The organism is Acidovorax sp. WCS2018Noco2-16, assembly GCF_031843945.1.
Classification (GTDB): domain Bacteria; phylum Pseudomonadota; class Gammaproteobacteria; order Burkholderiales; family Burkholderiaceae_C; genus Paracidovorax.
This window is the reverse complement of the sequence record NZ_JAVTJJ010000006.1, coordinates 38,062-55,738: the sequence shown is the minus strand read 5'-3', so window position 1 is coordinate 55,738 and position 17,677 is coordinate 38,062. Positions and strand designations below refer to the sequence as shown.

Annotated in this window: 22 protein-coding genes; 8 read left to right on the top strand and 14 right to left on the bottom strand. The window is 67.8% G+C overall.

The features are described 5' to 3' along the window. The 4 genes from RQI28_RS13545 to RQI28_RS13530 all read right to left on the bottom strand — a co-directional run bounded on the left by RQI28_RS13545 (position 1) and on the right by RQI28_RS13530 (position 3,310). Positions 1-516 (bottom strand): chemotaxis protein CheW, encoded by a 516-nt coding sequence (locus RQI28_RS13545; RefSeq protein ID WP_311223948.1) that lies wholly within the window; start codon positions 514-516, stop codon positions 1-3. Between the two features lie 184 nt (positions 517-700). Next, positions 701-1,237: an inorganic diphosphatase gene (gene ppa / locus RQI28_RS13540; RefSeq protein WP_311223949.1), complete on the bottom strand. Its 537-nt coding sequence runs from the start codon at positions 1,235-1,237 to the stop codon at positions 701-703. A gap of 129 nt (positions 1,238-1,366) precedes the next feature. After that, the gene (locus tag RQI28_RS13535; RefSeq protein ID WP_311223950.1) at positions 1,367-2,743 is read right to left on the bottom strand and encodes a hypothetical protein; all 1,377 of its coding nucleotides are present in this window, start codon (positions 2,741-2,743) and stop codon (positions 1,367-1,369) included. 30 nt (positions 2,744-2,773) lie between these two features. Continuing rightward, positions 2,774-3,310, bottom strand: coding sequence for an Mpo1-like protein (locus RQI28_RS13530; protein WP_311223951.1), 537 nt, complete (start codon positions 3,308-3,310; stop codon positions 2,774-2,776). Between the two features lie 154 nt (positions 3,311-3,464). Here RQI28_RS13530 and RQI28_RS13525 point away from each other — a divergent pair, with 154 nt between their 5' ends. Then, a complete protein-coding gene (locus tag RQI28_RS13525) occupies positions 3,465-4,166 on the top strand; it encodes a Crp/Fnr family transcriptional regulator (protein WP_311223952.1) in 702 nt (233 codons plus the stop codon). Between the two features lie 102 nt (positions 4,167-4,268). Here RQI28_RS13525 and RQI28_RS13520 read toward each other — a convergent pair whose 3' ends face one another. The 3 genes from RQI28_RS13520 to RQI28_RS13510 form a co-directional block, all read right to left on the bottom strand. Beyond that, positions 4,269-5,168, bottom strand: a complete 900-nt coding sequence (locus tag RQI28_RS13520) for a ZIP family metal transporter (protein WP_311223953.1) — start codon at positions 5,166-5,168, stop codon at positions 4,269-4,271. A gap of 71 nt (positions 5,169-5,239) precedes the next feature. Beyond that, complete coding sequence (locus tag RQI28_RS13515) at positions 5,240-5,875, bottom strand: superoxide dismutase (protein WP_311223954.1); 636 nt, start codon at positions 5,873-5,875, stop codon at positions 5,240-5,242. A gap of 79 nt (positions 5,876-5,954) precedes the next feature. Beyond that, entirely contained in the window at positions 5,955-6,464 is a 510-nt protein-coding gene (locus tag RQI28_RS13510) for a hypothetical protein (protein ID WP_311223955.1), read from the bottom strand. A 233-nt stretch (positions 6,465-6,697) separates the two neighbouring features. Between RQI28_RS13510 and moaA the strand changes: the two genes are divergently transcribed. From moaA to RQI28_RS13485, 5 genes are all read left to right on the top strand, one after another. Beyond that, positions 6,698-7,846 (top strand): GTP 3',8-cyclase MoaA, encoded by a 1,149-nt coding sequence (moaA, locus tag RQI28_RS13505; RefSeq protein ID WP_311223956.1) that lies wholly within the window; start codon positions 6,698-6,700, stop codon positions 7,844-7,846. Positions 7,847-7,922: 76 nt separating this feature from the next. Beyond that, positions 7,923-8,558, top strand: a complete 636-nt coding sequence (gene mobA, locus RQI28_RS13500) for a molybdenum cofactor guanylyltransferase MobA (protein ID WP_311223957.1) — start codon at positions 7,923-7,925, stop codon at positions 8,556-8,558. Then, on the top strand, positions 8,555-9,109 hold the full coding sequence (locus tag RQI28_RS13495) for a GNAT family N-acetyltransferase (RefSeq protein WP_311223958.1): 555 nt from the start codon (positions 8,555-8,557) through the stop codon (positions 9,107-9,109). The genes mobA and RQI28_RS13495 overlap by 4 nt, the downstream gene beginning before the upstream one ends. Continuing rightward, the gene (locus RQI28_RS13490) at positions 9,106-10,473 is read left to right on the top strand and encodes a molybdopterin molybdotransferase MoeA (RefSeq protein ID WP_311223959.1); all 1,368 of its coding nucleotides are present in this window, start codon (positions 9,106-9,108) and stop codon (positions 10,471-10,473) included. Before RQI28_RS13495 ends, RQI28_RS13490 begins: the two co-directional genes overlap by 4 nt. 68 nt (positions 10,474-10,541) lie before the next feature. Next, positions 10,542-10,874, top strand: a complete 333-nt coding sequence (locus tag RQI28_RS13485) for a thioredoxin family protein (RefSeq protein WP_311223960.1) — start codon at positions 10,542-10,544, stop codon at positions 10,872-10,874. A 17-nt stretch (positions 10,875-10,891) separates the two neighbouring features. Here RQI28_RS13485 and rnhA read toward each other — a convergent pair whose 3' ends face one another. Together rnhA and RQI28_RS13475 are read right to left on the bottom strand one after the other, a co-directional pair. Beyond that, on the bottom strand, positions 10,892-11,341 hold the full coding sequence (gene rnhA / locus RQI28_RS13480; protein ID WP_311223961.1) for a ribonuclease HI: 450 nt from the start codon (positions 11,339-11,341) through the stop codon (positions 10,892-10,894). 69 nt (positions 11,342-11,410) lie between these two features. Further along, positions 11,411-12,193: a methyltransferase domain-containing protein gene (locus tag RQI28_RS13475; RefSeq protein WP_311223962.1), complete on the bottom strand. Its 783-nt coding sequence runs from the start codon at positions 12,191-12,193 to the stop codon at positions 11,411-11,413. Between RQI28_RS13475 and gloB the strand changes: the two genes are divergently transcribed. Continuing rightward, positions 12,192-12,974: a hydroxyacylglutathione hydrolase gene (gene gloB, locus RQI28_RS13470; protein ID WP_311223963.1), complete on the top strand. Its 783-nt coding sequence runs from the start codon at positions 12,192-12,194 to the stop codon at positions 12,972-12,974. The two genes, RQI28_RS13475 and gloB, sit on opposite strands and share 2 nt — an antisense overlap. Continuing rightward, positions 12,971-14,506, top strand: a complete 1,536-nt coding sequence (locus tag RQI28_RS13465) for a transglycosylase SLT domain-containing protein (protein WP_311223964.1) — start codon at positions 12,971-12,973, stop codon at positions 14,504-14,506. Before gloB ends, RQI28_RS13465 begins: the two co-directional genes overlap by 4 nt. Before the next feature lie 54 nt (positions 14,507-14,560). Here RQI28_RS13465 and RQI28_RS13460 read toward each other — a convergent pair whose 3' ends face one another. From RQI28_RS13460 to RQI28_RS13440, 5 genes are all read right to left on the bottom strand, one after another. Continuing rightward, complete coding sequence (locus RQI28_RS13460) at positions 14,561-14,713, bottom strand: DUF3096 domain-containing protein (protein ID WP_311223965.1); 153 nt, start codon at positions 14,711-14,713, stop codon at positions 14,561-14,563. A gap of 145 nt (positions 14,714-14,858) precedes the next feature. Beyond that, positions 14,859-15,932 carry an ABC transporter substrate-binding protein gene (locus tag RQI28_RS13455; RefSeq protein WP_311223966.1) on the bottom strand — a complete coding sequence of 358 codons (1,074 nt, stop codon included), beginning with the start codon at positions 15,930-15,932 and terminating at the stop codon, positions 14,859-14,861. A gap of 161 nt (positions 15,933-16,093) precedes the next feature. Further along, the gene (locus tag RQI28_RS13450; RefSeq protein ID WP_311223967.1) at positions 16,094-16,501 is read right to left on the bottom strand and encodes an MAPEG family protein; all 408 of its coding nucleotides are present in this window, start codon (positions 16,499-16,501) and stop codon (positions 16,094-16,096) included. Positions 16,502-16,595: 94 nt separating this feature from the next. Continuing rightward, positions 16,596-17,186 carry a recombination mediator RecR gene (gene recR / locus RQI28_RS13445; protein WP_311223968.1) on the bottom strand — a complete coding sequence of 197 codons (591 nt, stop codon included), beginning with the start codon at positions 17,184-17,186 and terminating at the stop codon, positions 16,596-16,598. 153 nt (positions 17,187-17,339) lie between these two features. Then, positions 17,340-17,672 (bottom strand): YbaB/EbfC family nucleoid-associated protein, encoded by a 333-nt coding sequence (locus tag RQI28_RS13440; protein ID WP_311223969.1) that lies wholly within the window; start codon positions 17,670-17,672, stop codon positions 17,340-17,342. Positions 17,673-17,677: the final 5 nt, after the last annotated feature.

Here is a 17,677-nt window from a genome sequence, read left to right as displayed (position 1 = left end):
TCAGGCAGTGGCTGCAGAGCGCACCAGGCCCAGCTCAGGGCCGCTCAACAGCGCCTCGATGTCCACCACGATCAGCATGCGTTCGCCCACCGTGGCGATGCCGCGCACGAAGGCTGCATCCACCTGGCTCTCGAACTGCGGCGCGGGTTTGATGGTGTCTTCCGCCAGCGCGACCACATCGGCCACCGCGTCGACGACGGCACCAATCACCGTGCCGCCCACGTTCAAGATGATGACGACGGTGAAGTCGGTGTATTCGGCGGTGGGGCACTTCAGCTTCAGCCGCAAGTCGACGATGGGCACGATCACGCCGCGCAGGTCGATCACGCCCTTGATGAAGTTCGGCGAATGGGCCATGCGGGTGGGTTGCTCGTACGAGCGGATCTCCTGCACGCGCAGGATGTCGATGCCGTATTCCTCCTGTCCGAGCCGGAAGGTCAGGAACTCGGCGGGTGCATTGACGCCACCGGCGGCGTTGCCGGCAGAGCGCGGGGAAAGGGAAGACGACGTCGACATGGGAAGCAGATCCTTCAAGGTGGCGGCCGGTGCATTGCGCACAGCGAAGCGGGCAGCATAGCAGCGCTTGGTTACAGGTGGTGACAAACTGGCTGCATGAAAGGGCTTTCAGCAGGCCCCATGAAAAAACCCGCTGGGTGTGCCAGCGGGTTTTTGTTGACGGCTTGCGAGCGTCTGAGTTGAATCAGCCCAGCGTCTTTTGGTAGGCGGCCGCGCCGTCGGTGATTTCCTTGTGGGCGGCTTCGATGCCGTCCCAGCCCAGCACCTTGACCCACTTGCCTTCTTCCAGGTCCTTGTAGTGCTCGAAGAAGTGGCTGATGGCCTTGAGCTTGAGCGGCTCGACGTCGTCCAGCGACTGGATGTGCTGGTACGCCTTGAGGATCTTGACGGTAGGCACGGCCAGCACCTTGCCGTCCACGCCGGCTTCATCTTCCATCTTCAGGATGCCGATCGCGCGGCAGGGCACGACCACGCCTGGCGGCAGGCGGTAGGGCGTCATCACCAGCACGTCCACCGGGTCGCCGTCGCCCGACAGCGTCTGCGGCACGTAGCCGTAGTTGGTGGGGTAATACATCGGCGTGGTCAGGAAGCGATCCACGAAGATGGCGCCGCTTTCCTTGTCCACTTCGTACTTGATCGGGTCCGATTCCATCGGAATTTCGATGACGACGTTGAAGGTTTCGGGCAGTTTCTTGCCGGGGGTGACGTTGTTCAGGGACATGCGATCTCGCGTAATGAGGGAGTGAGAACGGCCGCAGCCGGGTGGCCCGGATTCTAGGCGACGCCGCCAGGCCCGCTGCCTGCAGGGCGCCACACCGGGGCAAGGCGGCCCATAGCCGCCAACTGCCGCTCAGGGCCGCTCGCGCTCGGGCACGCGCGACGCCAAAGGCACGGTCGCGTACCCTGGCTCGAAGCTGCAGCCGGCGCCGAACTGCGCCTCGGCCTGCCGGCAGCGCGCGGCGACCTGCTCGGGTGTGGGCTTGGCGCCGCGCTCGACCCAGTCCAGCAGCGCGGCGACCAGCGCCGGGTAGGTCGGGTCGCTGATGTAGCTGTGGGTGCCCTGGCGGGTGAAGGTCTGCACCAGCCGGTCGCCGCTGCCGGCGCGCTCCATGGTGGTGCGGAACTGCGAGTCCAGCTCGACAAAGGCGGTAGGGTCGCCGATCCACTTCACGCTCAGCACCGGCACGGGAATGCGGCCGGTGGGGTCGGTGTCGGCGGCAAACCGCCGTGCGGCCTGGGCGTCGGCCTTCAGGCGCGGCACGCCGGCGTTCAGTGCGGCATCGTCGCCCGAGCCGCTGTAGGCCACGCCCACATTGCCGAACGGGCTGGCGCCGCCGGTGCGGTGGCTGCTGATGTCCTGGAAGTGAAACGTGGCCCAGGCCAGGTGCGACTGGATGGAGCTGGCCGGAATGCGCAGCACGCGCTCCAGCGTCTCGATGCGGCCTTGCTGCACCGGCGTGCGCTGTGCGGCGGGCCGGTCCAGCCCCAGGCATTCGTTGGCACGCGCCTGCAGATCGGCACGGCTCATGTGGGCGCCGGCGGGCAGGCCCAGGTTCAGCGCATAGGCCGGCTCCGTGGGCCGGGGGTGGTTGTTGCACAGGTATTGGTAGACCGCGCGCAGGTCGGTGCGCACGTCGTACGAACGCGAGCCGCCGCCCAGCACGCCGCTGGTCAGCAGCACCGCGTCGTACGGCTGCCGGCCCACCGTCTCCACGGTGAACAGGTCGGCCGCGCGCGCCGCCACGCCCGCACCCCACGACTGCCCGTGCAGCACCGTGTGGCGAGGCACGGCGATGTGGTCGTTGAAGATGCGGCGCAGGCGCTCGGTGTCTTCGGCAGCGGCGCTTACCGCCACGCCGCCCTGGCGGAAGGTGGAGCCGGCCCAGGCGTAGCCCGCGCGCACCATCACCGCCCAGCGGGTCAGGTCTTCAGCCGTGCGCTCGGCCTTCGGCGCGCCCAGCTCCGGGCCGCCGTGCGCGTGCAGCACCAGCGTGCCAGCCCAGTCCTTGGGCACGGCGATGAGGTAGAAGGCACCTGCCGAATCGCGCCCACCGTAGCAGGTGGCCGTTGGCGGCACTTGCGCCGGGCAGGCGGTGACGGTGGGCGCTGCTTCGGCAGAGGGCTGCGATGGTGTTCGCCCAGCAAGGCTGCTGCAGCCGGCCAGCGTGAGCGTGCAAGCCGCAGCAGTGATCCAGCGAGACGTGTGGGAGAAGTGGTGTGACGGCATGGTGACCGCCATTGTGCGAGCCAGCGCCGGTCAGACGCCCTGCGCCGGGGCAGCGTTTACCCCCAGGCGCACCGGGCCGGACCGTTCTTCCACCGCGTGCTGCACTTCGCGCCGCAAGCCCAGCGCAAAGCCCAGCTCTGCCGCCACGAAGAGCGGGCCGACCAGCAGCCCCACCAGGTCATCCACAAAGGCGGGCTTGCGTCCTTCGTAGTAGTGGCCCACGAACTGGATCACCCAGCCGACAGCGAAAAGCCCCAGCCCGGTGCCCAGCCACACCGCTGTCGCCTGGCCGGCCAGCCAGTGGCCCACAGCCAGCATGGCCGTCAGCACCAGCGCCATGAAGCTGCCGTAGCGCAGATCGAGCCGGCAGTAGAAAACACAGCTGGCCAGCGCCGCCAGCACAGCGGGCGACAGCGGCAGCACGCCGCCAGCCAGCCAGGTGGGACGCGACAGCAGCACCGTCACCCCCAGCATGATCATCGGCACGCCGACGAAATGGGTCTGGATGTTGCGCGGATCGCGGTGGTAGTCGGCGTACTGCGACAGGTGGTCGATCAAGGTTTTCATGCAGGTCTCCGTCGGATGAACGCGTTCTGTGACGCGACGGCGGTCATGGGGCATCGGGTTTTGCCCTCTGCTACGCGTGGCCGGCTGTTTCCATAATCGGCCGGTCGCCCCGGTGCGTCTGTCGGCTGTACGACACAAGTCCCGCCCTCCTTTCATGCCCCACCCTGCCGCCCACCTGCCCACGCTGGCCTGCGGCCGCTGGTTCGCCGCCCTGCCCCATGAGCTGGCTGGCGCCCTGATGCAAATGGCGCAACTGCGCACCCTGTCTGCCGGCGAAGCGCTGTTTCTGCGGGGCGCGCCGCCCTGCGGGCTGTATGCACTGGTGCGCGGCGCCATCGATATTTCGGGCGCAGGCGGGCCCAGCGACCGGGGCCGCGCCGCATTGCTCACGCGGCTGGAACCACCCTCCTGGTTTGGCGAGATCGCCGTCTTCGACCGCGCGCCGCGCACGCACGACGCCCACGCCGCGCAGGCCAGCACCCTGGTGCATGTGCCGCAAGAGCCGCTGCTGGCCTGGCTGGCCGCCCACCCCGCGCACTGGCACGCGCTGGCGCTGCTGCTGACCGACAAGCTGCGGGTCGCCTTCGTCGCCATGGAAGAGCTGGCCCTGCTGCCCGCGCCGCAACGCCTGGCCCGCCGGCTGGTGCTGATGGCAGAAGGCTATGGCCAGATCAAGGGCAGCGCCGGCACGCGCCGCACCATCGTGTTGTCGCAGGAAGAACTGGCCTTGATGCTCGCGATTTCGCGCCAGACCACCAACCAGATCCTGCAGGACCTGCAGGCACGCGGCCTGTTGCGGGTGCACCGCGGGACTTTGGAAATCGTGGATTTGCCCGGCCTGAAAGCGTGTGGCTGACCGGCGGCACAAAAAAGCCGGAGCCACCACCGCTTTGCTATATTTTCTATAGCTATACGCGCTTATACATCAAGCGCTAGAGGCCAATAAGACCTCAAACCATCAACCCAATGCCGTGTCCAACAGCATCATGATGACGAAGCCGATCATCAGCCCGCCGGTGGCCCAGGCCTCGTGGCCCTTGCGGTGCGACTCGGGAATGATCTCGTGGCTGATGACGAACAGCATGGCACCCGCAGCAAAGCCCAGGCCCCAGGGCAGCAACGCGGCCGATGCACTGACCACCGCAGCGCCCAGCACCGCGCCGATCGGCTCGACCAGGCCGGACGCCATGCCCAGCCCCACGGCCAGCGGGCGCTTGTAGCCGGCGGCCAGCAAGGCGACGGCGACGACCAGCCCCTCGGGCACATCCTGAATGGCGATTCCGGCGGTCAGCGTGCCGGCGCCCACACTGTCCGATCCGGCGTAGGCCACGCCGATCGCCAGCCCTTCGGGCAGGTTGTGCAGCGCGATGGCAAAAACGAAAAGCCAGGTGCGCCGCAAGGTGCGCGATGCCTGCGCCCCTTCCACGCCCTTGATGAAATGCTCGTGCGGCAGCAAACGCTCCATCACCAGCAGCACCAAGGCACCCAGCAAAATGGCCGCACCGATGGTGCCGCCGGCCTGCCACGGGCCTGCGCCCGCATCACGTGCCGCCGCCAGGCCGGGAATGATCAGCGAGAACGAACTGGCCGCCAGCATCACCCCCGCGCCAAAGCCGAACAGCGTGTCCTGCACCTTCTCGGACAGCCGCTGCGAAAACATCACCGGCACCGTGCCCAGCGCGGTGGCCAGCGCCGCCACCAAACCGCCGCGCCACGCCTGCGCCACGCGCTCGTTCGCTTCCAGATAGTCAGCAAACTGCAGCGCGAGCGCCACCAGCCCGAGCAGTGCAATGCTGCAGCCCAGCCACTTGCGCGGGCCCCAGGGGGCTCGGGGCGTGGTCGCGTCGTCAGGGTTCATGAATGCAGGCTTCCTAGGGAGCGGGGAGTGGGAGGACACGGGCGGCAATCCGGCAGACGGGCAATCAGCGCTTAGCCGCGTCGGTTTGCGAGTGCCTGGGCGTAGCGACGAGACACTTCTGGCCAATCCACTACGTTATAGAACGCGGCGATGTATTCAGGGCGGCGGTTTTGGTACTTCAGGTAGTAGGCGTGTTCCCACACGTCCAGCCCCAGGATGGGTGTGTTGCCCGAAGAAACACCCGGCATCAGCGGGCTGTCCTGATTGCCGGAGCTTTCCACGGCCAGCTTGCCCTGGGGTGTGACGCTGAGCCAGGCCCAGCCGCTGCCGAAACGCGTGAGCGCGGCCTTGGTGAAGGCGTCCTTGAAGGCATCGATGCCGCCCAGGTCGGCGTCGATGGCCTGCGCCAGTTCACCCGTGGGCAAGCCGCCGCCCTGGGGCGACATCACGGTCCAGAACAGGCTGTGGTTGGCGTGCCCGCCGCCGTTGTTGCGCACTGCGTTGCGCACCGCCTCGGGCAGCTGGTCCAGTTGGGCGACGAGTTGATCCACCGGCAGATCGGCATGCGGCGAACCTTCGAGGGCGGCATTCAGGTTGTTGATGTAGGTCTGGTGGTGCTTGGTGTGGTGGATTTCCATGGTCTGCGCATCGATGTGGGGTTCGAGCGCGTCGTAGGCATAGGGCAGTGCGGGCAGCGTGTAAGGCATGGAATCAACTTTCGGGGGCTGTGGTGGAAGAAAACAAAAAAAGGTTGGCTCGGGCGGCGCGGGGCACGGCCCCGTTCAGTCAATGCATGACGCCGCCGGCGGGTGTGCCGACGAGCATGCCGGCCTGCAGCGTGCTTGCAATCGCGGGGTGCTGCCCGTGGTCGGCCACATGGCGCAGCAGGGCCGAATGCGTTTCGCGCGTGTGTCGCCAGGCCGCCTGTTGCAGCGCTGCGCCGCGTTGGGCGCAAGCCAGCATGGCAAACAGTTGCTGGTGCGCTCCCGCCAGGCGCTCGGCAGCGCCATCGACATCACCTGCCCGCAGGTGCAGGTCGGCCAGGTGATGGAGGCTCACGACCAGCGCGGCCACGCAGCTGTCTTCGTGGCCCCTGGGTGGCAGGTTGACCAAGGCGGCCGCCATGCGGGCCGCCTGGGTGGCTGAGGCGAGCGCGTGGCTGGGCGTTCGGTAGCGGGAGGAATTCACGGCGCGCCGCATCGCATGCTCCCAGTCGGCCAGCGGTAAGGGCGCTACTGCCCGGGCCGTGCCGGGGGCGGCGCAGTCCCCTGTCGTCTTGTCCACGTCGATGACCATCGCAACAACTCCTTGCTGTGTTCGGCCTTTTGCGTGGGAACGTGGGCGCGTTCTTGCGTACTCAGGTAGTCAAATGATAATTATTTGCGATACCGTTGTCCAACCCGGGGGCTAACGCCGGGGCGGCTCAGCCCGCTTGCGGACAAACGCACCGCCTGCATGAACGTTGATTCGCATCAAGCTCGCGCCAGCTACCGATACCCCTACACGGCCCATGCGGCAAAATCCGGCACATGGCTGAACGTGTCATTCCCCTCGTGGACCAGCGCCTGCTGGTGCGCACGCCTACCCTGCCCTCTGGCGCGGTCGGCATGCCCACGGGCCGGCTGTTTGACGCACTGGGCCGCCCGCTGCGCGATTTGCGCATCAGCGTGACCGATCGCTGCAACTTCCGCTGCTCGTATTGCATGCCCAAGGAAGTGTTCGACAAGGACTACGACTACCTTCCGCAATCCGCGCTGCTGAGCTTCGAAGAGATCACCCGGCTGGCGCGCCAGTTCGTCGCGCACGGCGTGGGCAAGATCCGGCTGACGGGCGGCGAGCCGCTGCTGCGCAAGCACCTGGAGCGGCTGGTAGAGCAACTGGCCACGCTGCGCACGCCCCAGGGCCAAGCGCCCGACCTGACCCTGACCACCAACGGATCGCTGCTGGCGCGCAAGGCCGCAGCGCTGAAGGCCGCCGGGCTGAACCGCGTTACCGTCAGCCTCGACAGCCTGGACGACGCGGTGTTCCGCCGCATGAACGACGTGGACTTTCCGGTCGCCGACGTGCTGGCCGGCATCGACGCCGCGCAGGCCGCCGGCTTTGACCGCATCAAGGTCAACATGGTGGTCAAGCGCGGAACCAACGACCACGAAGTGCTGCCGATGGCGCGGCACTTTCGCGGCACCGGCGTCACGCTGCGCTTCATCGAATACATGGACGTGGGCGCCACCAACGGCTGGCGCATGGACGAAGTACTGCCCTCGGCCGATTTGATCGCCCGCCTGCGCGAGCAACTGCCGCTGGTGCCGCTGGACGCCGCAGCGCAGGGCGAAACCGCCGAGCGCTGGGGTTACGCCGACGCCCAGGGCCGGCACGACCCGGCCCTGGGCGAGGTGGGCGTCATCAGCAGCGTGACCCAGGCGTTCTGCCAGGACTGCAACCGCGTGCGGCTGTCCACCGAAGGCAAGCTGTACCTGTGCCTCTTCGCCAGCCAGGGTTGGGACCTGCGCGCGCTGTTGCGCAGCGGCGCCAGCGATGAGGCGCTCGCCGCCGCCATCGCGCCCATCTGGCAGCAGCGTACCGACCGCTATTCCGAACTGCGCAGCAGCCTGCCGCCCGACACGGAGGTGGGCGGCACGGCCCGCCGCCGCGTGGAGATGAGCTACATCGGCGGCTGACCGACCGGCCCGCGCCTCGCTGCCTCATGCCATCGCCCGCCCCCGCAGAAAAAAAGCCACGGAAACCGCTCATTCCATGATCGACCCCCAAGACATCACCGGACTGGTGCTCGCCGGTGGACGCGGCAGCCGGATGGGCGGCGTCGACAAGGGCCTGCAGAGCTTCATGGGCCAGCCCCTGGCGCTGAACGCATTGATGCGACTGCAGCCGCAGGTGGGCCGCACGCTGGTGAATGCCAACCGCAACCTGCCGGCCTATGCCGCCTTCGGCGCGCCGGTGTGCCCCGACGCACTGACGGACTACCCTGGCCCGCTGGCCGGCTTCATGACCGGGCTGCAGCGCTGCGAGACCGCCTGGCTGCTGACCGTGCCGTGCGACACGCCCCTCTTTCCGCACGACCTGGCAGCGCGCCTGGCGGCGGCGACCGATGCGGCAGGCGCCGATATCGCCATGGCAGCCGCCCGCCAAGCCGATGACCGAACCGGCGAAATGACGGTGCGCACCCAGCCCGTTTTCTGCCTGATGCGCGTGTCGCTGCTCGACAGCCTGGTGCAGTTCATCCAGGCCGGCGGCCGCAAGATCGGCCGCTGGACCGACCAGCACGCCTGCGCGGTGGTGCCCTTCGACCAGCCGGGCGATGACCCGCGCGCCTTCTTGAACGCCAACACCCCGGCCGAGCTGCAGGCGCTGCAGGAAGTCGCGGCGCCATGACAGCTACCCAGCCTGTGCGCATCGCCCTGCTGACGGCCGATCACGCGCCGGTCTACAAAACCCTGCGCGTCGAGGCGCTGCGTGCTGCGCCCGAGGCCTTTACGTCGGACCACGCCACCGCCGCCTTGCGCCCCGCCAGCGACTACGCTGCGCGCCTGGCCGGGCAGCCTGGCGACGGCACGTTCTTTCTGGGCGCCTTCGACGCGGCAGGCCAGTTGGTCGGCAGCATCGGCTGCGAACGCGCTGAGCGGCTGCAGGAACGGCACATCGCCACGGTGGTCGCCATGATGGTGGCCCCGGGCAGCCAACGCGGCGGCATCGGCCGGCAACTGGTGCAGGCCTGCGTCGACCAGGCCGCGCAGGTGGCGGGACTGGAGCAACTGGTGCTGACGGTGACCGCCGTCAACACGCACGCGGTGCGGCTGTACGAACGCGCCGGGTTCCGCGCGTACGGGCTGCTGCCGCGCGCCACGGTGGTGGCCGGCGTCGGCTACGACAAGCTGCACATGGTGCGGCCGCTCCCTTCTTCTCCGCTGTTTGCCAACGCATGAAAACCATCGCTCAGATCGCTGCCGAACTGGCAGGCTACGACCCGCAGGCGCTGAGCGCGGCGGGCGTGAACGACTTTCTCGAACGGCTGGTGCAGCCGGTGGCCGGCACCGAAGCCGTGGGCGTCTTCGCCGCGCTGGACCGCGTGCTGGCGGGCGACATCGTCTCGCCCCTGAACGTGCCGCCGCACGACAACTCGGCCATGGACGGCTATGCCTTCGACGGCTCTCAGTTGCGCGCGGGCGAGCCGCTGTCGCTGCGCTGCGTGGGCACCGCGCTGGCGGGCGCTGCATGGGCCGGCACCGTGGGGGCGGGCGACTGCGTGAAGATCATGACGGGCGCGGTGATGCCCGCCGGCACGGACACCGTGGTGCCGCAAGAGCTCACCACGCAAGACCCAGGCACCAAGCCCTGCATCCACATCGCCGCCGATGTGCTGCGCCCGGGCGACAACCGCCGCCTGATGGGCGAAGACCTGATGCACGGCCAGGTGGCGCTGGCGGGTGGCACGCGGCTGGGCCCGGCCGCGCTGGGCCTGCTGGCCAGCCTGGGGTTGCTGCAGGTGACCGTCGTGCGCCGCCTGCGCGTGGCGTATTTTTCAACCGGCGACGAAATACTGAGCCTGGGCGAGCCGCCGCGCGAAGGGGCCGTGTACGACAGCAATCGCTACACCGTCTTTGGCCTGCTGACGCGGCTGGGGGTGGAGGTGATCGACCTGGGCGTGGTCAAGGACGACCCGGCGCTGCTGGAAGCGGCCTTTCGCGAGGCAGCCACGCGTGCCGACGCCATCATCACCAGCGGTGGGGTCAGCGCGGGCGAGGCCGACCACACGCGCGCCATGATGAGCCAGCTGGGCGACGTGGCTTTCTGGCGCATCGCCATGCGGCCCGGGCGGCCCATGGCGGTGGGGCGCATCGGCTGCGCCGAATTACAAGCCAAATTGGCCTCTAGCGCTTATACATCAAGCGCAAGCAGCTATCAAAAACATAGCAATCAAGATGCATTGTCTGAAAGCGCCGTGCTGTTCGGCCTGCCCGGCAACCCGGTCGCCGTGATGGTGACCTTCCTGGCCTTCGTGCGCCCGGCCCTGCTGCGCATGATGGGCAGCACCGAGGCCGCGGCGCCGTTGCTGCGCGCGGTGTGCACCGAGCCCCTGCGCAAGAAGGCCGGCCGCACCGAATACCAGCGCGGCTGGGTCTGCACCGCGCCGGACGGCACGCTGCAGGTGCGCAGCACCGGCAACCAGGGCTCGGGCATGCTCAGCTCAATGGTGCAGGCCAACGGACTCATCGTGCTGCACCACGCCCAGGGCCCTGTAGCGGCAGGCGACGTGGTGGACGTGATGATGTTTGAAGGCGTGGTCTGACACTGCCGCGCGTCTCGGCAGCTTAGAAAAGTACCAAGCCACTACCATATTCACCACAGGAGAACCCCATGCCCTATGTCGATCGGCACCTTGTGCAGCCACCTACCCGCGAAGACGTGGACGGCACCGCCGGCGCGACCGTGCTCGAATTCGGCACGCCCTGGTGCGGCTTCTGCCAGCGCGCGCAGCCGTTCATTCAGCAGGCGCTGGAAGACCGCAGTGAGGTTGCGCACGTCAAGGTGGAAGACGGGCCGGGCCAGCGTCTGGGCCGCAGCTTTGGCGTGAAGCTCTGGCCCACGCTGGTGTTTCTGCGCGACGGAAAAGAACTGGCGCGGCTGGTGCGCCCGCAAGATGCGCAGAGCATTCACGAGGCGCTGCAGGACATCACCGCCACGGCCTGATCGGCACCGCGCCTTCTTCAGCCGCGGCCCAGTGCCTTGTCCACGCCCCTGTTGGCCAGCGCATCGGCGCGCTCGTTGCCGGGGTCGCCCGCATGGCCCTTCACCCAGCGCCAGTCGATCACGTGACCCGAGGTGGCGACGAGGTCGTCCAGCCGCTTCCACAGCTCCACGTTCTTGACGGGCTGGCCGGCCGCCGTGCGCCAGCCCTTCTTCTTCCAGCCGTGCACCCATTCGGTGATGCCTTTGCGCACGTACTGGCTGTCGAGAAACAACGTCACGGCACAAGGGCGCTTGAGTGCGGCCAGCGCCTCTATCACCGCCAGCAGCTCCATGCGGTTGTTGGTCGTGTCCAGCTCTCCGCCGAACAGTTCCTTCTCCAGCGCGCCGGAGCGCAGCACCACGCCCCAGCCTCCGGGGCCGGGGTTGCCCTTGCACGCCCCGTCCGTATAGATCACGACCTGATTCAAAAACTCGCTCCCTCAAACTCGAAAAACAAACAAACAAATAGACAGGTGCAGCGTAGAAAGCGCGCGGCCTCAGGGCCGGTGCCGCTGCGCCACCGGCACGGCCGCTGCCTTCTTGTGCGGCGCTGCCAACCACGGGGCCGGCAACAGCCGCATGCCATGCACGCGCTTGACCGCCACCACCGTGTAGGCGGCCCCGAGTATGGGCCACCAGCGCGCGCCCAGGCCGTCCATCCACTCAAAGCGCTCCAGCCAGCGCGCATGCCCGACGGCCGGGCGATAGCAGCCAAAGCTGAGTGTGTCGACCTCAAAGTTGAGCAGCCGCAGCCAGTCGCGCAGGCGCCCTGGCGCGATGAATTCACCCACATCGGGCAGATACAGCTGGCCGCCCGCGCCGCACCGCTGGTAGAGCCGCGCGCGGCGCTGGCGCAGGCCCCACAGGCTCCAGGGGTTCAGGCCGCTGATGACCACGCGGCCCTCGGGCACCAGCACGCGTTCGACCTCGCGCAGCGCGGCGTGCGGGTCGACGCTGAGCTCCAGCGCGTGGGGCAGCAGCACCAGGTCGATGCTGGCGGATTCGAACGGCAGCGCCACCGCATCGGCCAGCAGATCGGGCCGACACGCGGCAGCGCCCGGCTCCTGCACCAGCAGTGATTCGGCCACGCCCAGCGCCAGCCAGCGGTGCGGCATGCGGTTGGCGCGCAGGCCCTGCAAGCCCGGCATGCCCAACTGCACGGCGTGGTAGCCGAACACGTCGGCGACCAGCTCGTCGACCTGCTCCTGCTCCCAAGCCAGCAGGTATCGGCCGGGCGCCGAGTCGAACCAACGGTGCAAACCTATAATTTCGTCGCTCATGAACTTGCTGCCGCTGCCCGCCTTCGCCGACAACTACATCTGGATGCTGCACGACGCGCAGGACGCGGTCGTGGTGGATCCCGGCGACGCTGCGCCTGTCTTCGAGGCGCTGCGTCGCACCGGGCTGCGATTGCAGGCGATTCTAGTCACGCACCACCATGCCGATCATGTCGGCGGGGTGGCCGCACTGCGTGAGGCCACCGGGGCCGTGGTGTGGGGCCCTGCGCATGAAACCATTCCCGACCCGTTCACCCGGCTGTCGCAGGGCGACGTGGCCACCGCTCTGGGCCTGCGCTTCAAGGTGTTCGACGTGCCGGGCCACACCAGCGGCCACATCGCCTACCACTGCGCCGACTTGGGGGCCGACGTCGGGCCGGCGCTGTTCTGCGGCGACACGCTCTTTTCCGGCGGCTGCGGCCGGCTCTTCGAAGGCACTCCCGCGCAGATGCAGGCATCGCTGGACACCCTGGCCGCGCTGCCAGGCGACACTCGGGTGTGCTGTGGGCACGAGTACACACTTTCGAACCTGCGTTTCGCACGCGCGGTGGAACCCGGCAACCGGGCGCTGCTCCATTACCTGTCCGAGTGCGAGTCGCTTCGCGCCCAAGGCCTGCCCACGCTGCCTTCGCGCATGGCAACCGAACGCAACATCAACCCATTCCTTCGCACCCGCGAACCCGCCGTGGCCCAAGCGGCCCAGGCATTCGACGCCTACGTCAATCCCGCCGATGCTGTCCAGGTGCTGGCAGCGCTGCGTCAATGGAAGAACGAGTTCCGATGAAGATTCTGAAGATCCTGGCCGTCGCCAGCCTGGTGTGGCTGACCGGCTGCGCCACCACGGGCACGCCCACGGGGCCGTCGGCCTCCTCGGGCAATACGGAAAGCGGCCTGCCCGCCAGCACGCCGTTGATTCCTTCCGGGCCGCTACGGCCCATCACCGCCACGCAGGCGGCCAGCGGTGAGGTGGCGTCGCTCTACGCCCCTGCCGATCTGTGGGACCGCATCCGCCGCGGCTTTGCCATGCCCGACCTGCAGGGCGACCTGGTGACCGACCGCGAGCAGTGGTATGCCACCCGGCCCGACTACATGCAGCGCATGACCGAGCGATCAAGCAAGTACCTGTTCCATATCGTCGAGGAACTGGAGCGGCGCGGCATGCCAACCGAACTGGCGCTGCTGCCCTACATCGAGAGCGCCTTCAACCCACAGGCCGTCTCCAGCGTCAAGGCCGTGGGCATGTGGCAGTTCATGCCCGCCACCGGCAACGACTTCGATTTGAAGCAGAACGCATTCCGCGACGACCGCCGCGATGTGCTGGCGTCCACACGCGCCGCGCTGGACTACCTGCAAAAGCTCTACGGCATGTTCGGCGACTGGCACCTGGCGCTGGCGGCGTACAACTGGGGGCAAGGCAGCGTGGGCCGCGCCATCGCCCGCAATCAGAAACTGGGCCTGGGCACGAGCTACACCGAACTCACCATGCCGGCCGAAACCCGCATGTACGTGCCCAAGCTGCAGGCGGTCAAGAACATCGTCGCCAGGCCGGAAGCATTCAACACCGAGCTGCCGCTGATCGAAAACCACCCCTTCTTCCAGGTGGTGGACATTACCCGAGACATTGACGTGGCGCTGGTCGCCAGCCTGGCGGGCATTCGTGAGCCGGACTTCCGCGCGCTCAACCCGTCGCTGCACAAGCCGGTGATCCTGGCTGCCGGCATGCCGCAAATTCTGCTGCCCTGGGACAACGCCCAGGTCTTTCGCAAGAACCTCGAAGCCCACACCGAAGGCCAGTACGCCAGCTGGACCGTGTGGAGCGCGCCCACAACCATGAGCGTCAGCGCAGCCGCCCAGCGCGTGGGCATGGCCGAGGCCGATCTGCGCACCGTGAACAACATTCCGCCGCGCATGATGATCAAGGCCGGCTCGGCGCTGATGGTGCCGCGCGCCACCACCACCCGGCAGGATGTGTCCAGCCAGATAGCGGACAACGGCCAGGTCGCCTTCACGCCAGAAATCGTCACCCGCCGCACCACGGTGCGCGCCGGCAAGCGCGAGACGGTGGCCAGCATCGCCCGGCGCTACAAGGTCACCGCAGACAACGTGGCCGACTGGAACGACGTGAAGGCCAACGCGGCCTTCAAGGCCGGCCAGGCGGTGGTGATGTACCTGCCTGTGCGGCTGGCCGCCACGTCCACCGCCCGCGTGTCGACTGCCAACGTGCGCAAGACGTCTACGCAGCAAGCCACGCCGCGCAACGCCAAGCAGCCCGTGGCGCGCAAGGGCGGCACGCCTTCGAAGGTCAAGAAGCGCTAGAAGGCATCAGGAAATCGCCGCGCCGCGTCGGGGCCGCGCGCGGCGGGTGGTGGCTCAGAACCGCAGGTTGCCCATGCCGATCAAGCCCAGGACGCCGATCACGATCAGATAGAGCGCAACGATGATGTTGAGCAGCCGGGGCATCACCAAAATCAGAATGCCCGCGATCAAGGCGACGAGCGGGCCGATGCTGAGGTTGAGCGACATGGGGTTTCCTTAAAGGTAGATGAGGGGGTGCGGCCTGCAGACACGCCGCCGCGACTGGGCGACTCTAGCGCGCCTCTGCACTCCTGGCTGTCGGACAGCAGCGCAGCTGGCTCCCCTTGTCCCCTGCCCATGTTCCAGCCCCACCCTACAGATTGAATTTCAGCTTGGCTTTGCGCACGTAGGCATTGGTGAACGTGCGCGCCAGATCCACGCGCCCGGCGTCCAGCTCGGGCCGCAGCCGCGCCAGCGCCCGCAGCGCCGTGGCAGGGCCGTCGTCAGGCATCAGGCCGTCGGGCGACAGGGTTTCGCGGGTGCGCTGGAAGGCCGCCAGGTAGGCACTGCGGTCGCCCATCATGTGGTCGGCCGGTACCGCGCGGGCCAGGTCGGCGGGCGATGCGGTCTGCAACCATTTCAGCGCATGCACCAGCGCATTGGTCAGCGCCTGCGCCTGCGCCGGGCGCTGCTCTGCAAAGGTGCCGGGCACCAGAAGGCAGGCTGCGGGCATGGGCCCGGCAAAGAGATCGGCCGAGGCCTTGAGCGTACGGGTGTCCGCCAGCAGGCGCACGTCGCCGCGCTGCTCGAGCAGGGTCATCAGCGGGTCGGCATGGCAGAGCGCGTGCACGGTGCCCTGGCGCAGCGCGGACAAGGCCCCGATGCCGGAGCCGACGCCCACGAAGCTCACCTCATCCAGCGCCGCCCCGGCCTGTGCCAGCCACAGGCTGGCCAGAAACTGGGTGGAAGACCCCGGCGCAGACACCCCCACGCGCATGCCCTTGAACCGCGCCACGCTGCGCAAAGGCCAGGTCCGCGTCGACGCGCCCAGTGCCAATTGCGGCGCGCGGCCCAACACGGCCAGACTGCGCAGCGCCCCCTGCGCAGTGGTTATGCCCGGCGCCACGGCGGCGCGCAGCGTGTGTTCGTAGGCTGCACAGCACACATCGGCGTCTCCGGCCCGGAGCGCCTGCAGCGCCAAGGCGCCGCCGGCCTGGTCGTGCAGCGACACGTCAAGCCCTTCTGACGTGAAAAATCCCAGCAGGTCTGCGATGACCAGCGGCAGGTAATACAGCGTCTTGCACCCACCCACGGCAATGCGCACGCGCGCTGCGTTGCCCGCCAGCGACTGCGCTTGCACGAACGCAGGTGCGGCCATGCAGACGGCGGCAGTCGCCAGAGCGGCATGGGCGCCCCATTGGCGCCGGGTGACGGACGATGTGGACATGTCGAGAGAGAAAGGCCAAGAACACAAGAAATGCTGCAACGCAACATTCGTGCCCCGAGTGTGCCCCAAGCACGGCTGCCGCGCCGTCAGGGATGATTGCTTACCGGGGTTATTCCGGAGGTCGGATACCGAAGGCGTTGGCTCGTCGCCTGCGACCTGCTTTAGCGGTAGCCGATGAACAGAATGCCGATGTTGACGAGCAGCGCAGCCGCCCAGACGATGCTGCGCGCGGTCGACATGTCGCCGATGTACATCGCGATGAACGCCACCCGCAGCAACACGAAGGCCAGCGCCAGCATGTCGAGCGGTGTTTGCGGCGCGCCGAGTTGGTGCGCGATGACAACAGCGCCGATGAAGAACGGCAAAGCCTCGAAGCTGTTGGCCTGCGCCGCGTTGGCACGGCCACGCCAGCCGGTCTGCCGCGCCAGCCAAGACCGCGGATCGTCGTTGTCGGACAGGCGGAAACTGCCGCGTTTGGCCAGCACGGCGCACACCACCGGCAGCAGAGCGGCGATCAGCACGCACCAATAGGCGGCGGTGAAGCGCGCCACATGCATTGTTGTGTTCATGGGTTTTGCAGTGTTTTTGGCCTCTAGCGCTTGATGGATAAGCGCTAGCAGCTATTCTTTTAATAGCAAACGGATTTTGAAACAGCCCGCCCTTTCAGCGCCGGTCCACCAGCGCATGGGCGATGGTGCCCAAATCGACATATTCCAGTTCGCTGCCCACCGGAACGCCCCGCGCCAGCCGCGTGACGTGCACGCCCCGGCTCTTGAGCGTCTCGCTGATGGCATAGGCCGTGGCCTCGCCCTCGGCCGTGAAGCTGGTTGCCAGGATCACCTCCTGCACCACGCCATCGCTGGCGCGCTCCAGCAACTGCTTGAAGCCGATGTCGTTCGGCCCCACGCCATCGAGCGGCGAAAGCCGCCCCATCAGCACGAAGTACAGCCCCCGGAAAGCCCCGGTGCGCTCCAGCGCCGACTGATCGGCCGGCGTTTCCACCACCGCCAGGCGCGTGACATCCCGCTCCGGATCCAGGCAGACCTCGCACACCGCCGCCTCGGTGAAGGTGTGGCAGCGCTCGCAGTGCCGCACCGACTGCGTCGCATCGTGCAGCGCCCGCGACAGAACCGCAGCCCCCGCCCGGTCATGCTGCAGCAGATGAAACGCCATGCGCTGCGCCGACTTCACCCCCACCCCCGGCAGCCGCCGCAGCGCCTGGATCAGGCCCTCAAGAGAACTCGTATCGGACATGAAACTCCCGGATCAGACAACAACGGCGCATCGGGCGTAGCGCGCGGGATGAGCTGCTAGGCGGCCGGAGCACAGGAACCGGAACGTACTTGAAGTACGTGAGGATTCCGAGCACCGCCCAACGACGCAGATCGCCCGTGCGGTAGCCAACCCTTAGAAAGGGAATTTCATGCCGCCGGGGAGGCCTGGCATGCCTTGCGTCAGCTTGCCCATCTTCTCCTGCGAGGTGTCTTCCGCCTTGCGCACTGCCGCGTTGAAGGCCGCTGCCACCAGGTCTTCCAGCATGTCCTTGTCTTCGGCCAGCAGGCTGGGGTCGATGGTGACGCGCTTGACGTCGTGCTTGCAGGTCATCAGCACCTTGACCAGGCCGGCGCCGGATTCGCCTTCGACCTCGATGAAGGCGAGTTCGTCCTGGGCCTTCTTCAGGTTGTCCTGCATGGCCTGGGCCTGCTTCATGAGGCCGGCGAGTTGTCCCTTGTTGAACATGGAGG